The sequence below is a fragment of the Mesorhizobium sp. USDA 4132 genome, assembly GCF_056279545.1.
In genome coordinates this window covers 1,659,720-1,679,443 of sequence record NZ_JBWCCP010000001.1, presented here as the reverse complement: position 1 = coordinate 1,679,443, position 19,724 = coordinate 1,659,720, and the positions used below count along the sequence as shown (strand labels likewise).

Here is a 19,724-nt window from a genome sequence, read left to right as displayed (position 1 = left end):
ACTCCCATGCGCGGGGCAAACGTGTCATTGGAAGTCTACCCAACCGACGTGACCAGCCGCCATGGAATTCATACTCGCCACATTCGAAAAAGCCGCGCTGCTTGCGGGCAAAGCCATCCTGGACATCTACAGGGCCGGACCCAACACCAGCTACAAGGCTGATAAATCCCCGGTCACGGAGGCGGACGAACGGGCCGAAGAGATCATTCTTGCCGAGCTTGCCCAAGCCTTTCCCGACATCCCCGTCGTCGCGGAAGAATCGGTTGCGATGGGACGCATCCCGTCGATCGAAGGACGCTCCTTCATTCTGGTCGATCCGCTCGACGGTACCAAGGAGTTCATCAACGATCGCGAGGATTTCACGGTCAACATCGCCCTGATCGAGAACGGCATGCCGATACTCGGTGTCGTTTATGCGCCGGCCCTCAAGGTCGCCTATCTCGGCGGCGGTGGTCGGGCGGAAAAACTTGTGATCGACGACGAATTCGCGGTGACGAGCCGGGCGCCGGTCGTTGCAAGGCCGGTCGAGACCCGGCCGATCTGCGTTGCGAGCCGCTCGCATAATTCCGCCGAGACCCAGGCCTTCCTCGAGAAATCAGGCGCCGCCGATATCCGCAGCATTGGTTCCTCGCTGAAATTCTGCCTGCTGGCGGAGGGTGTCGCCGATCTCTACCCCCGCTTCGGCCGAACCATGGAATGGGACACGGCCGCCGGGGACGCCGTGCTCCGTGCCGCTGGCGGCAGCACGGTCACGCTCGACGGGGCACCGCTTACCTATGGCAAGACCGGCCGCGCGGACATGATGGATTTCGCCAATCCCGATTTCATTGCCTGGGGATCGCGCCCTGGAAAGCCGTAGCCGCAATCCTATTGTCATTACCCCGTAACGTTGGCCACTCAGGCCGGCTCGGGTAACGCCTGACCAAAGCGCCGCAGGCAACCAATCCGACGCGTTGCATTCCCTTTCGGATGCGCTTAGGAAACCGCTGCGCGTGAGATTGCCGGATAAAGATGAGGATCATTGATGCGTATTGTGATGGTTGGATCGGGTTATGTCGGCCTCGTGTCGGGTGCCTGCTTTGCGGATTTCGGACATGACGTGATCTGCGTCGACAAGGCTGCCGAAAAGATCGAAGCGCTGAAACAAGGCGTCATCCCGATCTTCGAGCCGGGCCTCGAGGCGCTGGTCGAATCGAACGTCAAATCCCGTCGCCTTTCCTTCACCACGGAACTCGGCCCCGCCGTGGCCGATGCCGATGTCGTCTTCATCGCAGTCGGCACCCCGTCGCGCCGCGGCGACGGCCATGCCGATCTCGGCTATGTCCATGCCGCAGCACGCGAAATCGCCGAGGCGTTGACCGGCTTCACCGTCATCGTCACCAAGTCGACGGTTCCGGTCGGCACCGGCGACGAGGTGGAGCGGATCATCCGCGAAACCAATCCGGACGCGGATTTCGCCGTCGTCTCCAACCCCGAATTCCTGCGTGAAGGCGCTGCGATCGAGGACTTCAAGCGCCCTGACCGCATCGTCGTCGGCCTTTCCGACGAGCGCGCCCGCGGAGTGATGACGGAAGTCTATCGCCCGCTCTATCTCAACCAGTCGCCGCTCCTCTTCACCAGCCGCCGGACCTCCGAGCTGATCAAATATGCCGCCAATGCCTTCCTGGCGATGAAGATCACCTTCATCAACGAAATGGCCGATCTCTGCGAGCGCGTCGGCGCCGACGTCCAGGACGTTTCACGCGGCATCGGTCTCGACGGCCGCATCGGCTCGAAATTCCTGCATGCCGGCCCCGGCTACGGCGGCTCCTGCTTCCCGAAGGACACGCTGGCGCTCGCCAAGACCGCCCAGGATTATGAAAGCCCGGTGCGCCTGATCGAGACCACCATCGCCGTCAACGACACCCGCAAGCGGGCGATGGGCCGCAAGGTGATCGCGGCTGCCGGCGGCGACGTGCGCGGCAAGAAAGTTGCCGTCTTTGGGCTGACCTTCAAGCCGAACACCGACGACATGCGCGACAGCCCGGCGATCGCCGTCGTCCAGACGCTGCAGGATGCCGGCGCGATCGTTTCCGGCTACGATCCGGAAGGCATGGAAAACGCCAGGCAGTTGATGGCTATCGAATTCGCCGACGGCCCCTATCAGGCCGCCGAAGGCGCCGATGTCGCGGTTCTCGTCACCGAATGGAACGAATTTCGCGCACTCGATCTCGAACGCCTGAAATCCGTCATGAAGAGCCCGGTTCTCGTCGACCTGCGCAATGTCTATCGCGCGCGGGAGGTGGAAGCCCATGGCTTTGCCTATACCGGCGTCGGAAAAATGCACTAGGGCAGTCTCGAAGGCGGCGGGCCTGGAGTTTTTGGGCTCTTTGCAGGAGTTGTCCCGCAGATCGGGCAAGCGAAAATCACCTGGGCTGTGACCCGGTGCTGGACCATCCGTGCCAGTCGCTTTTGGAGCAATCCTGCCGTCGAAGGCTTTAAAGCTGCGCTCCGGTTGGGCATATTGCCTATCGATGATGTTTCGCCGCCTCATGCAAATAGGCTTGGGCCTGTCCTTGGCTGTCCCGCCCTCCGGTGGGAGCGTCGGTGCTGCCGAAGACCCCGCCGCTCCCGAATGCCAATACGAGCGTGCGGCATCGGACGAGATTGGTCGAATGTGCATCCGCGCCGAAACCTACAATCAGGATCTCTGCCAGGTGATGCAACGGCTGGCCGAGAAGAACGGGCTGCCGCCGGAATTTTTCGCGAGGCTGGTCTGGCGGGAAAGCCTGTTCCGGGCCAATGCGGTGAGCCCGAAAGGGGCCGAGGGCATCGCCCAGTTCATGCCGGAAACCGCAAGAATCCGCGGCCTGAGAAACAGCTTCGATGTCATCGAAGCGCTTGCGGCATCCGCTCTCTATCTCAGGGATCTGCGCGACCGTTTTGGCAATCTCGGCCTTGCCGCCGCAGCCTATAATGCGGGCGAAGCAGGTCTCGAAACATTCCTGACGACCGGGCGGCTGCCGATCGAGACGCGCGACTACGTGTTTGCGATTACCGGCCATTCCGCAGAAACGTGGAAGGGCGATCCGCCGAAGACGGCGGCTCAGGCTCTCGATCCCGGAAAACCCTTCCTCGACGGCTGCCTGCGGCTCGCCAATACGAGGCGGCTCAAGGAGAGCGTCTTGATAGCATCGGCGGATTGGGCGCCCTGGGGCGTGCAGCTTTCCGCGCACTACAATCCGAATATCGCCAGCCAGCTATTTGCCACCACGATCAGCCGTCTGCCGGCGCCACTCAACTCGGAACGGGCGCTCGTCGTGCGGCAGAAACGCGGCAATTTCGGCTATCGCCCGCGCTATGCAGCGCGGATCGGCCGCGCCACCAGAGCTGAAGCTATCGACTTGTGTGCCAGGATCAGGGCACACGCCGTGCCCTGCACGGTTTTCAGAAACTGAAGCGGTAAGCAGAAGAAGGCCTTCCGCTTGCCGCACATAGGTCTCGATCAGCAGTTTTGTGCCTGCCCAGGCGCGAGAGTTCCGTCCGCATTGGGCGTCGCGGAGCCGGAACCTTGCGGCAGATTGTTGGTCGTGGCGGAGCCGGAACCCTGTGGCAGGTTATTGGTCGTGGCGGATCCAGAACCCTGCGGCAGGTTGTTGGGCGCGCATTTGGAGCCGCCGGAATTGCCGATCGTGCTGCCTGTCGAATTGGAATCAAGCGCGCCGCGTCCTGCTCCATTCAGCGGGGTGGTCGTATTGCCATTGAGCGTGCCGGAGCCAGTGGTTCCCGATCCCGGTGCGGATCCGCTGGTTCCCGCAGAACCTGAGCCCGAAACGCCGCCGGATACTGATCCGGATCCCGAACCCGACTGGGCAACTGCGGCAGTGGCGAGACCGAGCGACAATGCGCCAACGGTGAGTATCTTTGCAAACATTGGATTTCCTCTCGTGGGATTTTCCAGATATGCCCTACGGCCGCCTAACCCTGCCGATCGCATAAGGTTTCCGACGTTCCAATCGCTTCCACCGAATAACGGCGGCGGGGTCAGGCGGCCATGTTGTGAATCTCCAAGTCGCCAGCCGTTCCAGCAAAAACCGAGCGGGAACAGGCGAGTAGGAACGCTGTCGGAATGCGTTGGAACGCCTACTTGATTAAGTGATTGATTTTAATGGTGCCCCCGCCAGGGTTCGAACCCGGGACCCCCTGATTACAAATCAGGTGCTCTACCAACTGAGCTACAAGGGCACTTTCGAGTGGGGAGTTACCAGATTTTCCCCTCCTGTAAAGAGAAAATCGCCGTAACATCACATACCGTGCATTCGAGTTGCGTTGTTTCACGCATGGGCGATGGCGCAAGGCGCTTGTTCAAAAGCCTGTTTTTACTGTACTTAGTGCCGTCCCGCCGGCATGGTCCTGTCACAGGATCGTGTTAGCTCACCTGTTTACAGCGTCCCTTGCGCGCCCCGTCGGGCGGCGGCACCCTCAAAGGCCCGTTCATGTCGTCTGAGACGAACAAGTTCTCCATCATCGCCTCGACAGCCCCGGAAGCACAATCCGCGCTGGAAGAACTCGTACGGCTCTATGGCAATGTGCCGACCGAGGAAGCCGACGTGATCATCGCGCTCGGCGGCGACGGTTTCATGCTGCAGACGCTCCACGACACGATCAATACGGGTAAAAGCGTCTATGGGATGAACTGCGGCTCAGTCGGCTTCCTGATGAACGATTATCGCGCCCAGAAACTCCACGAGCGGGTGGCCGAATCGGTTGAAAATGAGTTTCACCCGCTGAAGATGACGACGGAAAACGAGGATGGCTCGACGTCGGTGGCACTCGCCATCAATGAAGTCTATCTTTTCCGGCAATCCTATCAGGCGGCCAAGCTCAGGGTGGAGATCGACGGCCATGTGCGGCTGGAGGAACTGATCTGCGACGGCCTGATGATCGCGACGCCCGCCGGTTCGACCGCCTACAATCTCTCGGCGCATGGCCCGATCCTGCCGCTGGAAGCGCCGTTGCTCGCCATGACGCCGGTCTCGGCCTTCCGTCCGCGGCGCTGGCGTGGGGCGCTGCTGCCGAACCACGTCTGCGTCGACATCCATATCCTCGAACCGGACAAGCGGCCGGTCAACGCGGTTGCCGACAATACCGAGGTGAAGTCGGTGCTGAAGGTGCGGGTGGCGCAGTCGACCGAAATCACCGCGCGTATCCTCTCCGATCCGAACCATTCCTGGTCCGACCGGATTCTCGCCGAACAGTTCAACAACTGACTCAGCGTCAGCTCACGCGGATGAAACCTATTGCCCTCGCGTGAAGCTCAGCGCTTCGGGGAAAAGGCACGCAAAAAAGTGCGGGTAGCGTTTGCCGCCATCTGGTCGATCTCCGATTCGGGCGTCTGACGGCCGAGTTGCTGATCGTAACGCAGGTCGGTCGCCAGAAGCGCCATATACTGGCGGGCGGCAAGCGCCGGATCGTCGACCTCGAGATAACCGCCATGGGCGAGCTGCGCCAGGCGGGCTGCGATCGCCGGGTATTTCTTGCCCGGCCCGTATTCCTTCCAGGTCTCGAAAAGCTCAGGGAAGCGAGCGCCTTCGGTCTCGACCACCTTGCGCAGCCAGCGGCCGTTCGGGTCGCAGATCGCCTTGCGCAGGAGCTGAGCCGAAAACTGCGTCAGCTCCGTCTCGATGTCCTGCGGCGCCACGGGGAAAGTATCGAGCACGCGAAAGAAACCGGCGCTGGAGCGGTCGGTGATTTCGGCGACCACGACCTTGAAAAGATTATCCTTGTCGCCCAGCTGATTATAGATCGTCTGGCGCGACACCCCTGCCCTCGCCGCGATCGCATCAATGCTGGCGCCGCCAAAGCCTTCTTGGGCGAAAACATCGGCTGCAGCATTGAGGATCGCCTGGCGCTTGTTCTGCGCCGGCGGCCAGGTGTCGTAATCGCGCGGAAGTTCGGCAGACGAATTTTTCATGACATCACTATAGCGGGGCTTGACGGATTGGACAATTGTGTCCAAAATAATTTACATGATTGTTTAGGCCCACTCTCCCGTATCTGGCCGGCTCTCATATTCATCTCCCATAATCGTCCTCGCCTGCCGTTACCACGGCAGATGTGGTGACGGGAAAGGTTTTTTCCAAATGCAAAGCAGAGCTCCTTCGCATGCCCTGTCGCTCGGGCTGCTCTCGGCTATCGGGCTTTTCGCCCTCGACATGTATCTCCCGGCGCTGCCGACCATCCGCGCCAGCCTCAATGCCAACAGCCATGAGGTACAGGCGAGCCTGATCTCCTTCTTCGCCGCCATGGCGGTGTCGCAGATCGCCTACGGCCCGCTCTCCGACATGTTCGGCCGCAAGCGGCCGCTCTATGTCGGCCTCGCGCTTTATGCCATCGGCGCGATCGGCTGCGCGCTGTCGCCGTCGATCGAATGGCTGATCGCCTTCCGGTTCCTGCAGGGCATGGGCGCCTGCGCCGGCGTCGTCATCTCCCGCGCCATCGTCCGCGACCTCCATACCGGTCCGGCCGCAGCCGAGCTGATGTCGCGGCTGATGCTGGTGTTCAGCGTCTCGCCGATCCTCGCCCCGCTTGCCGGCAGCATCGTCACCGTGTTCGGCGACTGGCGGCTGATCTTCTGGGTGATGGTCGGTGCCGGCGCGGTCGGCGCCGTCGTTGCCGTGTTTTTCCTTGAGGAAACCCGCCTGCCGGCTGCGCGCAGCGAAAGCAGCCTCGCCGGCGCGCTCAACTCCTATGGCACGCTGCTCCGGGACCCCTATTATCTCGGGCTTGTGCTGATCGCCTCCTTCGGCATGTCGAGCTACATGATCTATGTGGCAAACTCGTCCTTCGTGCTGATCGAGCATTACGGCCTCTCACCGACCTTCTACAGCATCGTCTTTTCGTGCAATGCGGTCGCCTTCATCGGCATGTCGCAGCTGAACGGCTGGCTTTCACGCAAGGTCGGGCTCCGCAAAGTGATCCGCAGCGCGGTGTTCGGTTATTCGACGATGATGGTCCTTCTGGCACTCGTCACCTCGCTCGGCATCGACCGTCTCGATGTGATGGCGGCCTTCCTGTTCGGCGGCTACGGCTTCCTCGGCCTGATCATCCCGACGGCGGCGGTGCTGGCGCTCGAACATCACGGCCGGATTGCCGGCACGGCGTCGGCGATGATGGGCACGATCCAGTTCGTGACGTCAGCGGTCGTGGTTGGCCTCGGCGGCATGTTTGTCGACGGCACCTCGCGGCCGATGGTCACGGTCATCGCGACATGCTCGGTGGTGGTCCTCCTGCTGTCGCTTGTCGTGCTGCGCAGCCGCCAGGGAGCCATGACGGCTGCGGCGGAATAAACCGCGCTTTGCCCAAAGAAAAGCGGCCGGACCTTGCAAGGTCCGGCCGCTTTCGTTTGTGATTGTTGCATGGATCGTCAGTCGACGTCGGCGACATCCACATCCGGCTTGCCGCTGATGCGGTGCGCCAAGGCCGCTTCCATGAAAGGATTGATATCTCCGTCCAGCACGTCGTCCGGCGCAGTACTTGTCACGCCTGTGCGCAGGTCCTTGACCATCTGGTAGGGCTGCAGAACGTAGGAGCGGATTTGGTGGCCCCAGCCGATATCGGACTTGGAAGCCGCCTCGGCATTCGCCGCGTCCTCGCGCTTCTTCAACTCCGCTTCGTAGAGCCGCGCACGGAGCATGTCCCAGGCCTTGGCCTTGTTCTTGTGCTGCGAGCGTTCCTGCTGGCACTGCACCACGATGCCCGACGGGATATGGGTGATGCGCACCGCCGAGTCGGTGGTGTTGACGTGCTGGCCGCCGGCGCCCGACGAACGATAGGTGTCGATGCGGCAGTCGCTTTCATTGATCTCGATGTTGATCGAGTCGTCGATGACCGGATAGACCCAGATGGACGAGAACGAGGTGTGGCGGCGGGCGTTGCTGTCATAAGGCGAAATGCGGACCAGGCGGTGGACGCCCGATTCGGTCTTCAGCCAACCATAGGCATTGTGGCCCTTGACGAGGATGGTCGCGGACTTGATGCCCGCTTCTTCGCCGTCATGCACTTCCAGCAACTCGACCTTGAAACGCTGGCGTTCCGCCCAGCGGGTGTACATGCGCAGAAGCATGTTTGCCCAATCCTGGCTTTCCGTGCCGCCGGCGCCGGAATGGACTTCGACATAAGTGTCGTTGCCATCCGCTTCGCCCGACAGCATGGCCTCGACCTGGCGCCGGCCGGATTCCGCCTTCAGCGCCTTCAGCGCCTCCTCGGCTTCCTTGACGATCGCTTCGTCGCCTTCTTCCTCGCCGAGTTCGATAAGCTCGATATTGTCGTTGAGCTGTTGCTCCATGGCCTTGACGCCATTGATGCCGTCATCGAGCTGCTGGCGCTCGCGCATCAGCTTCTGCGCTTCCGCAGCATCGTTCCAGAGGTTCGGATCCTCTGACTTGTTGTTCAACCAGTCCAGTCGTCTTACCGCCTGATCCCAGTCAAAGATGCCTCCTCAGCAGGCTTATGGCCTGCTTGATTTCGTCGACTACATTGATGATTTCCGCACGCATGGCGTTTGTTCTTCGCTCTTTGTGTTGGGGTTTTAAGTGCCGTGGACATAGTTGCAGCGAGCCCGGATGTAAAGCCCGGGCCTGCCGACGAGGCTGCCGCTTCGGATGGCGATCAGAACAGACCCGGCATGCCCGAGGTGACAGCCTGCTGCGCCTGGGGCGAATTGGTGAAGATCTGATCCTGGGTCATGTATTCGCCGTCGCCGATGACCTGGAAGACGTCGGCCGGGCCGGTGCCGGGCTTGAAGGCTTCGACGATCGTATCCGGCTGGCCTTCCATCGCCGCCATGCCGGTCTTGCGATTGACGGCGACGAGCTGCATCCCATCCGGCACGTGGAACTTTTCGGCAGGTGTCAGCTTGGCGGCCTGGGCGAGGAACTCGCCGAAAATAGGCGCGGCAAGACCACCGCCGGTGCCGGCACGGCCGAGCGGAGTCGGCGTATCGAAGCCGATATAAAGGCCGGCGACCAGGTTCGGCGTGAAGCCGACGAACCAGGCATCCTTTTCATCATTGGTGGTGCCGGTCTTGCCGGCGACGTCGCGGTCCTTGACCGGAATCTTGCCGGCGGCCGTGCCGCGCAGCACCACGCCCTGCATCATCGAGGTGATCTGATAAGCGGTCATCGGGTCGAGAACCTGCTCGCGGTTATCGACGATACTCGGTTCTTCCTGATGGGCCCAGTCGTTGGAGTTGCAGCCGTCGCAGGCGCGCTCCTCATGGCGGAAGATCGTCTTACCGTAGCGGTCCTGGATGCGGTCGATGACGGTCGGCTTGATCTGCTTGCCGCCGTTGGCGATGACGGCATAGGCCGAGACCATGCGCATGACCGTCGTCTCGCCGGAACCGAGCGACATGGCAAGCACCGGCAGCATCTTGTCGTAGATGCCGAAACGCTCGGCATATTCGGCAACCAGTTCCATGCCCATGTCCTGTGCCAGGCGCACGGTCATCTGGTTGCGGGATTTTTCGATGCCGGTGCGCAGCGTCGACGGGCCGCCGGCCTCGCCGCCGTAGTTCTCCGGCTTCCAGACCTGGCCGCCGGAGACGATCTCGATCGGGGCGTCGAGGATAACCGAAGCGGGCGTATAGCCGTTATCGAGCGCTGCCGAATAGACGAACGGCTTGAACGACGAACCCGGCTGGCGCATCGCCTGGGTGGCGCGGTTGAATTCGGACTGCGAATAGGAGAAGCCGCCTGCCATCGCGAGAACGCGTCCCGTATTCGGGTCCATGGCGACGAAACCGCCCTGGACTTTCGGTGGCTGGCGCAGCCGATAGGTCTTGGCCTGCGGATTGATGGGTTCCACGTAGACGACATCGCCGGGCTTCAGCACGCCGTCCGGCGATTTCGCAGGCTTGCGGGTATTGGTGGAGTCCCGGTAGGCCCATTTCATGTCGTCGCCGTTGATCGTGCCCGTCTCGCGAGCCGCATCGACCTTGCCGGCCGCGTCAGCCGAGGGCTGCAGGCCGATCGTGGCGGACTTTGCCGATACTTCGGTCACGACCGCCAGCTTCCATTCCGGCACGTCCGCAAGCGACTTCTGCTTGGCGAGTTCCGGGCCCCAATCCCAGCTTCCAGGCGCGCCGGTCGTGGCAATCTGCGCTACCGGGCCATGAAAGCCGCGGCGCTCGTCATATTCCACGAGGCCGTTCTGAAGGGCGCGGCGGGCGATGACCTGAAGATCGGGGTCGAGCGACGTGCGGACCGAAAGCCCGCCTTCGTAAAGCGCCTTGTCACCGTAGCGGTCGATGATCTGACGGCGGACTTCCTCGGAGAAATAATCCGATGCGAAGACATGGGCGCCGGTGCGGCGCTGCTTGACGCCGAGCGGCTGCTTCTTGGCGTCGTCGGCATCGCCTTGCGTGATGTAGCCGTTCTCGGCCATGCGGTCGATGACCCAGTTGCGGCGCTCGAGTGCCGCCTTTTCGCGGCGGAAGGGATGATAATTGGCCGGACCCTTGGGAAGGGCCGCAAGATAGGCGGCCTCGGCCGTCGTCAGCTCGGTCACCGACTTGTCGAAATAGGTGAGCGCAGCACCTGCAATGCCGTAGGAATTGAGGCCGAAGAAGATCTCGTTCAGGTAGAGTTCGAGGATCTTGTCCTTGGAATAGGTCTGCTCGATACGGAAGGAAAGGATCGCTTCCTTGACCTTGCGGTCGATCGTCTGGTCGCCGGTCAGAAGGAAGTTCTTCGCGACCTGCTGGGTGATGGTCGAGGCGCCTTCGGGGCGACGGCCGGAACCGAGGTTCTGAAGGTTCGAGAGGACCGCGCGCCCAAGCCCCGTGATGTCGATGCCGGGATGGCTGTAGAAGTTCTTGTCTTCAGCCGACAAGAAAGCGGCCTTGACGCGATCGGGCACCGCCTGGATCGGCAGGAAGAGGCGCCGTTCGCGGGCATATTCGGCCATCAGCGCGCCGTTGCCGGCATGAACGCGAGTGGCGACCGGCGGCTCGTAGGAGGCAAGAACTTCATAGTTCGGCAGGTCTTTGGTCATCCCGGTGAGGTAGATACCCACGCCGGCGGCCACGACCAGAAACAGGACGCAGGCCAATCCAAAGAGATAACCAATCAATCTTACCATATTGGAGCTACCGTTCAGCTTTCATTCGGCGCGTGAAACACACCATCGCATGGTTAGAGGCGTTTTGCACGGTGATCGAACCAGCGCAAGCCGGAAGAGGATCAATCGTCCGTCATCCATTGCGTCCGGGAACCACCGAGTAATCGCCCGAATGTGAGTAAAATAGGGCTCTTAGCTGCAATTTCCGGTGACTGGCCTCCCCTTGCATCATATTCGCCGGCGCCTGTGGCACCCGCGCCACGCGCATCCGGGAAAATCAGCCACCATTTGCCATCGCCCGGTCACGATAGCGCCTGATCGCGTCGATCATGCGGTCGATCACCTTCGAGCGCCACGACTCATCCAGAAGCAGCTTTTCATCTTCGGCATTGGACAGAAAGCCGAGTTCGAGGAGCACGGACGGAATGTCCGGTGCGCGCAGCACCTGGAAACCCGCGTAACGGTGGGGATTGTTGATGAGCCCGATCTGTCCCTCGAAGGATTCGACGACATTGCTGGCGAGCGCGATCGAAAACGCCTGGGTCTCGCGGCGGGTGAGGTCGAGCAGGATATCGGCGACTTCGGGCGGCCCGCTCTGGAGGGTATAGCCCGCAAGCTCGTCGGACAGGTTTTCGCGCGTGGCGAGGTTTTCGGCCATGCGGTCGGAGGCCTTGTCAGAGAGCGTATAGACGGTCGCGCCGCGGATATCCTTCTGGCCGAGCGTGTCGGCGTGCAAGGATACGAAGAGATCGGCATGGCCCTGGCGGGCGAGCGTCACGCGCTCGGAGAGCGACAGGAACGTGTCGTCGTCGCGGGTGAGGAAAACCTTGATACCGTCGACCTTGCTCAATCGTTCGGCAAGCGTCTTGGCGAATGCCAGCGTGATGGTCTTTTCCGGGGTCTTGGTGCCCGCCCCGGTGGCGCCGGCATCGATCCCGCCATGCCCGGCATCGACGGCAACGGTGAAGACATTATCCTTCTCGGCCATCGCCAGCGGGTCCGGAGTGGCTGCCGCCGACGTCGCCCAGTTCTGGGTTTTCACCAGATCGGCAAAAACCTCCTTTGAGGCCATTTCCGCATCCAGGACCAACCGGTAGCTGCCGTTGTCGTTCGATTGAACCTCGGCGATCGACAGTTTCACCGGCCGCTTGGCGGTCAGTACGATCCGAGCGCTCGACTCACCCATCGTGCCGTAGCGGATATCCTTGAAGAGGCCGCGCGCGGACAGATCCTCGGCAGGGAAGCCGAAGGCCGTCGCCGGCAGGTCGACGATCACCCGTTCAGGCGCGGCGACGTAATGGACGGAGAATTCCGGTTTCTTCTCGAAATCGATGACGATCCGGGTGCGCGCCTCGTCACCGGCGACCCGCGCGCTGAAGGCGAGAAGCGGCGGCTGCGGCGTTGCACAGGCGGAGCTCAAGGGGAGGGTCGCGACGAAGCCTACCAAAAGGAGAATCGCGCAACCGATTCGCGCGAAAAACGGTCGCCGCCGCCCGCCGCCGGTCGTCGCCGCGCCTGCCTTCACATCCGCCCTCAAAACGCCACTCGCATTCAAAGCCCCGCCGCCTATCAGGCAACCCGCATCAAAGTGCCCATTTTAGAAGGCATTTGCCCGTTAAAAGATGCGAATCATCCGCCCGTTCCTTGCCATTCATAAGAGGTCTAATTCCATCGAGAATATGGCAAACTTGGCTTTTCCCTTGCTATTGTGACAGATAAACCATACAACGCCCCCGAGGGTTAAAGTGTTGACGGGATAGTCTGCCGATAGGCTGGCCAGCCTCTTCAGGACCTGGCGCCGAAGACCGACAGTCATCCGCCGTCGCTACACTTTTTCCTGATACACGATCCAACCGGCGGTGGCCGGAATAATACCGGGTGGCATGCCACCCACCGCTCATACGGAGCACATTCATCGGGCCCCTGCGGGCCTATGGTATCGTCATTCTCGTTTGGTTTTTGATGTCGCGGCACAATTTTCAGAACCTGGAGGGACCGAGGGAGCAACGCTCCCCGTCATCTTTCCGGTTGCCGTCACAACCGCGCCCGACGGGAACATCTTTATCCGGCGCAACGACCGCATTGCATGACGGGCCTGTCCTTGTGGCAGCCTTTTCTGCATTCCCCCGGCGGCGCCGAGGAGCAGAATTTCAATGGCAGACAAAATGCTTATCGACGCGTCTCACGAAGAGGAGACGCGCGTAGTTGTCGTTCGCGGTAACCGGATCGAGGAATTCGATTTCGAATCGCAGCATAAGAAACAGATACGCGGCAATATCTATCTGGCGAAGGTGACGAGGGTCGAACCCTCACTACAGGCCGCTTTCGTCGACTACGGCGGGAACCGTCACGGCTTCCTCGCCTTCGCCGAAATCCATCCCGACTATTATCAGATCCCGCTTGCCGACCGCCAGGCGCTGATGCAGCAGGAAGCCGAGGATCAGCGCAAGATCGCCGAGGCGGAAGCCGCTGATCCGGTGGTCGATCCAGCCCACCAGGAACAGCCGGATATCGGCATCTCCATCCCGGCACCCGCCGCCGAGCCCGAAAGCGAAGCCGGTGGCCAAGCAACGGAAGCAAGCCCGGCCGAGGTCGTCGCTGCTGAAGAGGCCGAAAAGCCGAAGGCCAAACCGCGCCGCAGCCGCGCCCGCAAGAAGCCGGCAGACGAAGCGCCCGCCGCAGAAGCCGCAGCATCCGAGGGCGAAAGCGCGCCCTCCTCCGACAACAATGACGACGACGGTTCGACGCCCGGCGAAATGGCCGCGATGGTCGAGACCGATTCGATTTCGGAAGACGTCGACGCCCGCCGGGGCGGCGGCCGCAACGACGATTTCGATGACGACGACGATGACGACCACGGCGAGAAGGAAGTGATCGAATCGGTCGGCGCCGAAGACGCGATGGAAGAAGTTCCGGACCGCGTCGTGCGCAAGCCGCGCAAGCAGTATCGCATCCAGGAAGTCATCAAGCGCCGCCAGATCCTGCTCGTGCAGGTCGCCAAGGAAGAGCGCGGCAACAAGGGCGCTGCTCTTACCACCTACCTTTCGCTCGCCGGCCGTTATTCGGTCCTGATGCCGAACACGGCGCGCGGCGGCGGTATCTCCCGCAAGATCACCCAGCCGCAGGACCGCAAGCGTCTTAAGGAAATCGCCCGCGAACTCGACGTGCCGCAGGGCATGGGCGTGATCCTGCGCACCGCCGGCGCCAACCGCACCCGCGTCGAAGTCAAGCGCGACTTCGAATACCTGATGCGCCTGTGGGAGAACGTCCGCACGCTGACACTGAGCTCGACCGCCCCTACCCTCGTCTATGAAGAAGGCTCGTTGATCAAGCGCTCGATCCGCGACCTCTACAACAAGGACATTTCCGAGATCATCGTGTCCGGCGAAGAAGGCTATCGTGAAGCGAAAGACTTCATGAAGATGCTGATGCCGAGCCATGCCAAGGTGGTCCAGCCCTATCGCGACCTGCATCCGATCTTTGCCCGTTCCGGCATCGAGGCGCAGCTCGACCGCATGCTGCAGCCGCAGGTGACGCTGAAGTCCGGCGGCTACCTGATCATGAACCAGACGGAAGCGCTCGTCGCCATCGACGTCAACTCCGGCCGTTCGACCCGCGAACATTCGATCGAGGAAACGGCGCTCCAGACCAATCTGGAAGCGGCGGAAGAAGTCGCCCGCCAGCTTCGCCTGCGCGACCTTGCCGGCCTGATCGTCATCGACTTCATCGACATGGAAGAAAAGCGCAACAACCGCGCCGTCGAGAAGCGGCTGAAGGATTGCCTGAAGAACGACCGCGCCCGCATCCAGGTCGGCCGTATCTCGCATTTCGGCCTGCTCGAAATGTCGCGCCAGCGTATTCGTGCTTCGGTTCTCGAATCGACGACTCAGATCTGCACCCATTGCGGCGGTACCGGTCATGTGCGCTCGCAGTCGTCGGTCGCCCTGCATGTGCTGCGCGGCGTCGAGGAATACCTGCTCAAGAACACCACGCATGACATCACCGTGCGCACCACGCCGGAAATCGCGCTCTATCTCCTCAACCACAAGCGCGCCAGCATCGTCGATTACGAGAACCGCTTCGGCGTCTCGATCTTCATCGAATCGGATGTCAGCATCGGCTCCAGCCACTTCGCGATCGATCGCGGCGAGCCGGTCGAAAATCCGGTCAAGATCGAAAGCCTGATGCAGTTCGCGGCCATTCCCGTCGAAGAAGACGATGACGACATCATCGTCGAGGCCGACGAGGAGGAAGAGGAAGAGATCGTTGCTTCGTCGCAGCCGGCAGCTGCTGCGGTTGCGGAGCGCGCCCAGTCGCAGGGCGACGATCCGAACGGCCGCAAGCGCAAGCGCCGCCGGCGTCGGCGCAACCGTGGCGGCGAAAAGGGCGCAGATGCCCAGGCCGCGCAGGGCGGCAGCGACGACATGGCTGATGGCGACGAGGACGGCGACGAAGGCGAGGACGATGTTTCCGAAGCCGGCGAAGCATCCGACGCAACGGTTGCCGCCGATTCGGACTCGGAAGAAAATCGCCGCAAGCGCCGCCGCCGCGGCAAGCGCGGTGGTCGCCGCAATCGCAACGGCGAGGACGGACAGGAACTGAACGCTTCGGATGACAGCGAAGCGGCCGACGAAGATGCGTCCAGCGAAGACGTCGAGGCAGTGCCGGCAGCAGCCGCAGCCGAGACCGCTGAAGCGATCGCCGTCGAGGCAGTCGCTGCTCCCGTCGAGGCGGAAGCCGCACCTGCCGGCAAGGCAGAAGCCAAGCCCCGCCGTTCGCGTCGTGGCAAGGCGGCGACCGTCGCCGACGCCCCGGCTGCGGAAGAGGTCCCAGTGGCTGCCGCAGATACGGCTCCGGTGGAAACCGTCGTCGAGCAGGTCGAAGCTGCACTCGGCGAAGAGCCACGGGCTGCTGAGGTTGCTCCGGCTGCCGAAGCTCCAGTCGAAGAAGCGCCGACCGCTGAACAGGTTGACGCCGGCGACGCGAAACCGGCTCGTGCCAATCGCGCCTCGAACATCTCCTCCTCCGCCGAGGCGGTGGTGAAGAGTTCCGATCCGGCGGCAACGCCCGAGACCGACGCCGATCCGTCGAAGCCCAAGAAGGCCGGCTGGTGGCAGCGCCGCGGCTTCTTCTGAGCCTGACGAGAACAGATGAAACGGCCGCGCAAAACGCGGCCGTTTTTGTTTTTGCTCTGCCTTGAACCTTAGAAACCGGATCAACTGCCTGCCGAAACGATTCCGGAAAGGCAGCCAACGTGTTGGAATCCGACTCCATTTCGTCATCCGGCCAGGCGTCATACGCAGTTGTGAACCGGTGAAAACGGCCTGGACATGATTTTGAGGTTTTTTGAAAAGCCCGACTGGCTTACTTTGGGCACAAACCACAACAATGGTGCGCGGGATTCGTGTGCCCGATCCAAGAGGATATGGATGACTCGCCTGTTCAAGACGCCCGTTTTCAAGACATTGGCCGCCAGCTCGATGCTGGCCTTGACACTTTCCGCCGCCGCTCCGGCTGCCGCCCTGGACGACCAGCAGAAGAAGGAGATGGGCGAGTTCATCCGCCAATATCTGATCGAGAACCCGGAAGTGCTGGTCGAGGTTCAAAACGCATTGGAAGCCAAGCAGCAGACCCAGCGCGTCGAACAATCGACCAAGGCGATCGCGGACAACAAGCAGGAGATTTTCTCCTCGCCGACCGACATCACGCTCGGCAATCCGAAGGGCGACGTGACCGTCGTCGAGTTTTTCGATTACAATTGCGGCTACTGCAAGCGGGCGCTCTCCGACATGGACGACATCCTTTCCAAGGACAAGAACGTCCGTTTCATCCTGAAGGAATTCCCGATCCTCGGGCCGGACTCGCTTGCAGCCCATCGGGTGGCCAACGCCGTGCGTCTGCTGGCGCCTGAGAAATATGCAAAATTCCACCGCGAACTGCTTGGCGGCAAGCCGCACGCCTCGGAAGCGACGGCCATTGCGGTCGCGGGTGCGCTTGGCGTCAAGGAAGCGGCGATCCGCAAGTCCATGGCCGATGAGCCGAACGACGATCTGGTGCGCGACGCCTATCGGATCGCCAACGCGATCGGTATCACCGGCACGCCGACCTATGTGGTCGCCGACGAAGCCGTCTTCGGCGCCGTCGGCCTCGATACGATCGAGCAGAAGGTCGCCAATGTGCGCGCCTGCGGCAAGGCGACCTGCTGACAGGGCAGATGCCAACCAATAGATGTTCCATCGCAGTGGACTCACGGGCTTTCGGCGCGGCGGGGGCTTTCCCTTGCCGCCTCGCCGGTCTATAGGTGGCCCCTGAATTTCTGCAGGGAACCAATAGATCAGTGATGAGCAAGACGGTCTTCGTCCTCAACGGCCCCAATCTCAACATGCTGGGCAAGCGCGAGCCGGGCATTTACGGCGCTGCCACGCTGAAGGACGTCGAGAACGACTGTATTACAGCCGGCAGGGAACTTGGTTTCGACGTCGATTTCCGCCAGAGCAATCACGAGGGCGTGCTGATCGACTGGATGCACGAGGCCAACGAAAAGGCCGTCGGCGTCGCCATCAATGCGGGCGCCTATACCCATACCTCGATTGCATTGCACGACGCCATCAAGGCGATCTCCGTGCCGGTGATCGAGCTTCATATCTCGAATGTCCACGCGCGGGAGGAATTCCGCCATCATTCGATGATCGCACCGGCGGTAAAGGGCGTGATCTGCGGTTTTGGCACCGCGAGCTACATTCTGGCGCTGCACGCCTTAAAATCCATTACCGCTTGACAAGATAAACAGAACAATAGGGTTTGCCATGTCTGACAAGAAGAACGGTATCGACAAGGGACTGATCCGCGACCTCGCGAACATCCTCAACGAGACCGACCTCACCGAGATCGAAGTCGAACAGGACGATCTGCGTATCCGCGTATCCCGCGCCGGCACGATGCAGTATGTCCAGGCCCCGATCGCAGCGCCCGGCTATGCTCCGGCTGCTGCAGCCGCTCCCGTTGCTGCAGCGCCCGCCGTGCAGGACAACAAGAACGCCGTGACCGCGCCGATGGTCGGCACCATCTACCTCTCCCCGGCCCCGGGTTCGCGCGCCTTCGTTGAAGTCGGCGCCACCGTCAAGGAAGGCCAGACGCTGCTGATCATCGAAGCCATGAAGACGATGAACCAGATCCCGGCGCCGCGCTCCGGCAAGGTCACGGAAATCCTGGTCAACGACGCTCAGCCCGTCGAGTATGGCCAGCCGCTCGTCGTCATCGAGTAGGCGCATCCATGATTTCCAAGATCCTCATAGCCAACCGCGGTGAAATCGCGCTTCGCGTGCTTCGCGCCTGCAAGGAACTCGGCATCGCGACCGTCGCGGTCCATTCCACCGCCGACGCCGACGCCATGCATGTGCGGCTTGCCGACGAAAGTGTGTGCATCGGCCCGCCGCCGTCGCGCGACAGCTATCTGAACATTCACCAGATCGTCGCCGCCTGCGAAATCACCGGCGCCGACGCGGTGCATCCGGGCTACGGCTTCCTGTCGGAAAACGCCAAGTTCGCGGATATCCTCGACGCGCACGGCATCACCTTCATCGGCCCGACCGCCGACCATATCCGTATCATGGGCGACAAGATCACCGCCAAGCAGACCGCGCAGGAACTCGGCATCCCCGTCGTTCCCGGTTCCGACGGCGAAGTGAAGCCCGAGAATGCGATGGAAATCGCCCGCCAGATCGGCTTCCCTGTGCTGATCAAGGCAACCGCCGGCGGCGGCGGACGCGGCATGAAGGTCGCCAAGACCGAGGCCGATCTCGACGAGGCCGTGTCGACTGCCCGTTCCGAAGCGCTCGCCGCTTTCGGCAACGATGCCGTCTACATGGAAAAATATCTCGAGAAGCCGCGCCACATCGAAATCCAGGTTGTCGGTGACGGCGAAGGCAACGCCATCCATCTCGGTGAACGCGACTGCTCGCTGCAGCGCCGCCACCAGAAGGTCTGGGAAGAAGCTAATTCCCCTGCCCTCAACGTCGAGCAGCGCATGAAGATCGGCGAAGTCTGCGCCGACGCGATGCGCAAGCTGAAATACCGCGGCGCCGGCACGATCGAGTTCCTCTACGAAAATGGCGAGTTCTATTTCATCGAAATGAACACCCGTCTTCAGGTCGAGCATCCGGTCACCGAAGCGATCACCGGCATCGACCTCGTGCACGAACAGATCCGTGTCGCCTCTGGCGGCGGCCTGTCCGTCCGCCAGGAAGATATCGTATTCTTCGGCCATGCCATCGAATGCCGCATCAATGCCGAGGATCCGCGCACCTTCGTGCCGTCGCCCGGCACGATCACGCATTTCCATGCGCCCGGCGGGCTTGGCGTGCGTGTCGATTCCGGCGCCTATGCGGGCTATAAGATCCCGCCCTACTACGACAGCTTGATCGGCAAGCTGATCGTGCATGGACGCACCCGCGTCGAATGCATGATGCGTCTGCGCCGTGTGCTGGACGAATTCGTCGTGGACGGCATCAAGACGACGCTGCCGCTGTTTCAGGACCTCGTCGACAATCCGGATATCGCCAATGGCGATTACGACATTCACTGGCTGGAAAACTACCTCGCCGGCGACAAGACGCATTAGGGAG

The 19,724-nt window shown here is 61.8% G+C and carries 15 protein-coding genes and 1 tRNA gene; 10 read left to right on the top strand and 6 right to left on the bottom strand.

Annotated elements, in window-relative coordinates:
- Positions 1–70 precede the first annotated feature (70 nt).
- The 3 genes from cysQ to ACZ9IU_RS08730 all read left to right on the top strand — a co-directional run bounded on the left by cysQ (position 71) and on the right by ACZ9IU_RS08730 (position 3,437).
- On the top strand, positions 71–859 hold the full coding sequence (gene cysQ, locus ACZ9IU_RS08740; RefSeq protein WP_038549047.1) for a 3'(2'),5'-bisphosphate nucleotidase CysQ: 789 nt from the start codon (positions 71–73) through the stop codon (positions 857–859).
- Positions 860–1,024: 165 nt separating this feature from the next.
- Positions 1,025–2,329 (top strand): UDP-glucose dehydrogenase family protein, encoded by a 1,305-nt coding sequence (locus tag ACZ9IU_RS08735; protein ID WP_038542102.1) that lies wholly within the window; start codon positions 1,025–1,027, stop codon positions 2,327–2,329.
- A gap of 202 nt (positions 2,330–2,531) precedes the next feature.
- The gene (locus tag ACZ9IU_RS08730; RefSeq protein WP_038549045.1) at positions 2,532–3,437 is read left to right on the top strand and encodes a transglycosylase SLT domain-containing protein; all 906 of its coding nucleotides are present in this window, start codon (positions 2,532–2,534) and stop codon (positions 3,435–3,437) included.
- A gap of 47 nt (positions 3,438–3,484) precedes the next feature.
- Here the strand turns inward: ACZ9IU_RS08730 and ACZ9IU_RS08725 are convergent, their stop codons facing one another.
- Together ACZ9IU_RS08725 and ACZ9IU_RS08720 are read right to left on the bottom strand one after the other, a co-directional pair.
- Positions 3,485–3,913: a hypothetical protein gene (locus ACZ9IU_RS08725; RefSeq protein ID WP_051899687.1), complete on the bottom strand. Its 429-nt coding sequence runs from the start codon at positions 3,911–3,913 to the stop codon at positions 3,485–3,487.
- Between the two features lie 235 nt (positions 3,914–4,148).
- Positions 4,149–4,224 (bottom strand) — tRNA-Thr (locus ACZ9IU_RS08720).
- A gap of 251 nt (positions 4,225–4,475) precedes the next feature.
- On the opposite strand from ACZ9IU_RS08720, the gene ACZ9IU_RS08715 reads away from it, so the two are divergent.
- Complete coding sequence (locus tag ACZ9IU_RS08715) at positions 4,476–5,249, top strand: NAD kinase (protein WP_038549040.1); 774 nt, start codon at positions 4,476–4,478, stop codon at positions 5,247–5,249.
- Between the two features lie 47 nt (positions 5,250–5,296).
- Here the strand turns inward: ACZ9IU_RS08715 and ACZ9IU_RS08710 are convergent, their stop codons facing one another.
- The gene (locus ACZ9IU_RS08710; RefSeq protein ID WP_038542099.1) at positions 5,297–5,953 is read right to left on the bottom strand and encodes a TetR/AcrR family transcriptional regulator; all 657 of its coding nucleotides are present in this window, start codon (positions 5,951–5,953) and stop codon (positions 5,297–5,299) included.
- A gap of 169 nt (positions 5,954–6,122) precedes the next feature.
- Between ACZ9IU_RS08710 and ACZ9IU_RS08705 the strand changes: the two genes are divergently transcribed.
- On the top strand, positions 6,123–7,328 hold the full coding sequence (locus tag ACZ9IU_RS08705) for a multidrug effflux MFS transporter (RefSeq protein WP_038542096.1): 1,206 nt from the start codon (positions 6,123–6,125) through the stop codon (positions 7,326–7,328).
- Positions 7,329–7,405: 77 nt separating this feature from the next.
- On the opposite strand, the gene prfB is transcribed toward ACZ9IU_RS08705, so the two are convergent.
- The 3 genes from prfB to ACZ9IU_RS08690 form a co-directional block, all read right to left on the bottom strand.
- Positions 7,406–8,537 (bottom strand): peptide chain release factor 2 gene (gene prfB / locus ACZ9IU_RS08700; RefSeq protein ID WP_157885108.1). Its coding sequence is split into 2 segments (ribosomal slippage): positions 7,406–8,467 and positions 8,469–8,537, totalling 1,131 coding nucleotides; the frame shifts between segments, so codons are not numbered across the junction.
- Positions 8,538–8,649: 112 nt separating this feature from the next.
- Positions 8,650–11,121 (bottom strand): penicillin-binding protein 1A, encoded by a 2,472-nt coding sequence (locus ACZ9IU_RS08695; protein WP_038542091.1) that lies wholly within the window; start codon positions 11,119–11,121, stop codon positions 8,650–8,652.
- 256 nt (positions 11,122–11,377) lie between these two features.
- Positions 11,378–12,625, bottom strand: a complete 1,248-nt coding sequence (locus ACZ9IU_RS08690; RefSeq protein WP_038542089.1) for an N-acetylmuramoyl-L-alanine amidase — start codon at positions 12,623–12,625, stop codon at positions 11,378–11,380.
- A gap of 628 nt (positions 12,626–13,253) precedes the next feature.
- Here ACZ9IU_RS08690 and ACZ9IU_RS08685 point away from each other — a divergent pair.
- The 5 genes from ACZ9IU_RS08685 to accC all read left to right on the top strand — a co-directional run bounded on the left by ACZ9IU_RS08685 (position 13,254) and on the right by accC (position 19,720).
- Positions 13,254–16,235, top strand: coding sequence for an Rne/Rng family ribonuclease (locus tag ACZ9IU_RS08685; protein WP_038542087.1), 2,982 nt, complete (start codon positions 13,254–13,256; stop codon positions 16,233–16,235).
- Positions 16,236–16,529: 294 nt separating this feature from the next.
- Complete coding sequence (locus ACZ9IU_RS08680) at positions 16,530–17,306, top strand: DsbA family protein (protein ID WP_038542085.1); 777 nt, start codon at positions 16,530–16,532, stop codon at positions 17,304–17,306.
- A gap of 134 nt (positions 17,307–17,440) precedes the next feature.
- Positions 17,441–17,878: a type II 3-dehydroquinate dehydratase gene (gene aroQ, locus ACZ9IU_RS08675; protein ID WP_038542084.1), complete on the top strand. Its 438-nt coding sequence runs from the start codon at positions 17,441–17,443 to the stop codon at positions 17,876–17,878.
- A gap of 28 nt (positions 17,879–17,906) precedes the next feature.
- Complete coding sequence (gene accB / locus ACZ9IU_RS08670) at positions 17,907–18,365, top strand: acetyl-CoA carboxylase biotin carboxyl carrier protein (RefSeq protein WP_038542081.1); 459 nt, start codon at positions 17,907–17,909, stop codon at positions 18,363–18,365.
- A gap of 8 nt (positions 18,366–18,373) precedes the next feature.
- Entirely contained in the window at positions 18,374–19,720 is a 1,347-nt protein-coding gene (gene accC / locus ACZ9IU_RS08665; RefSeq protein WP_038542079.1) for an acetyl-CoA carboxylase biotin carboxylase subunit, read from the top strand.
- Positions 19,721–19,724: the final 4 nt, after the last annotated feature.

What these genes read in the sequence shown, in the direction of transcription:
- ACZ9IU_RS08735 (WP_038542102.1), top strand. Translation starts at nt 1,025, where the DNA reads ATGCGTATTGTGATGGTTGGATCGGGTTATGTCGGCCTCGTGTCGGGT.
- ACZ9IU_RS08730 (WP_038549045.1), top strand. Translation starts at nt 2,532, where the DNA reads ATGCAAATAGGCTTGGGCCTGTCCTTGGCTGTCCCGCCCTCCGGTGGG.
- ACZ9IU_RS08725 (WP_051899687.1), bottom strand. Translation starts at nt 3,913, where the DNA reads ATGTTTGCAAAGATACTCACCGTTGGCGCATTGTCGCTCGGTCTCGCC.
- ACZ9IU_RS08715 (WP_038549040.1), top strand. Translation starts at nt 4,476, where the DNA reads ATGTCGTCTGAGACGAACAAGTTCTCCATCATCGCCTCGACAGCCCCG.
- ACZ9IU_RS08710 (WP_038542099.1), bottom strand. Translation starts at nt 5,953, where the DNA reads ATGAAAAATTCGTCTGCCGAACTTCCGCGCGATTACGACACCTGGCCG.
- ACZ9IU_RS08705 (WP_038542096.1), top strand. Translation starts at nt 6,123, where the DNA reads ATGCAAAGCAGAGCTCCTTCGCATGCCCTGTCGCTCGGGCTGCTCTCG.
- ACZ9IU_RS08695 (WP_038542091.1), bottom strand. Translation starts at nt 11,121, where the DNA reads ATGGTAAGATTGATTGGTTATCTCTTTGGATTGGCCTGCGTCCTGTTT.
- ACZ9IU_RS08685 (WP_038542087.1), top strand. Translation starts at nt 13,254, where the DNA reads ATGGCAGACAAAATGCTTATCGACGCGTCTCACGAAGAGGAGACGCGC.
- ACZ9IU_RS08680 (WP_038542085.1), top strand. Translation starts at nt 16,530, where the DNA reads ATGACTCGCCTGTTCAAGACGCCCGTTTTCAAGACATTGGCCGCCAGC.
- aroQ (WP_038542084.1), top strand. Translation starts at nt 17,441, where the DNA reads ATGAGCAAGACGGTCTTCGTCCTCAACGGCCCCAATCTCAACATGCTG.
- accB (WP_038542081.1), top strand. Translation starts at nt 17,907, where the DNA reads ATGTCTGACAAGAAGAACGGTATCGACAAGGGACTGATCCGCGACCTC.
- accC (WP_038542079.1), top strand. Translation starts at nt 18,374, where the DNA reads ATGATTTCCAAGATCCTCATAGCCAACCGCGGTGAAATCGCGCTTCGC.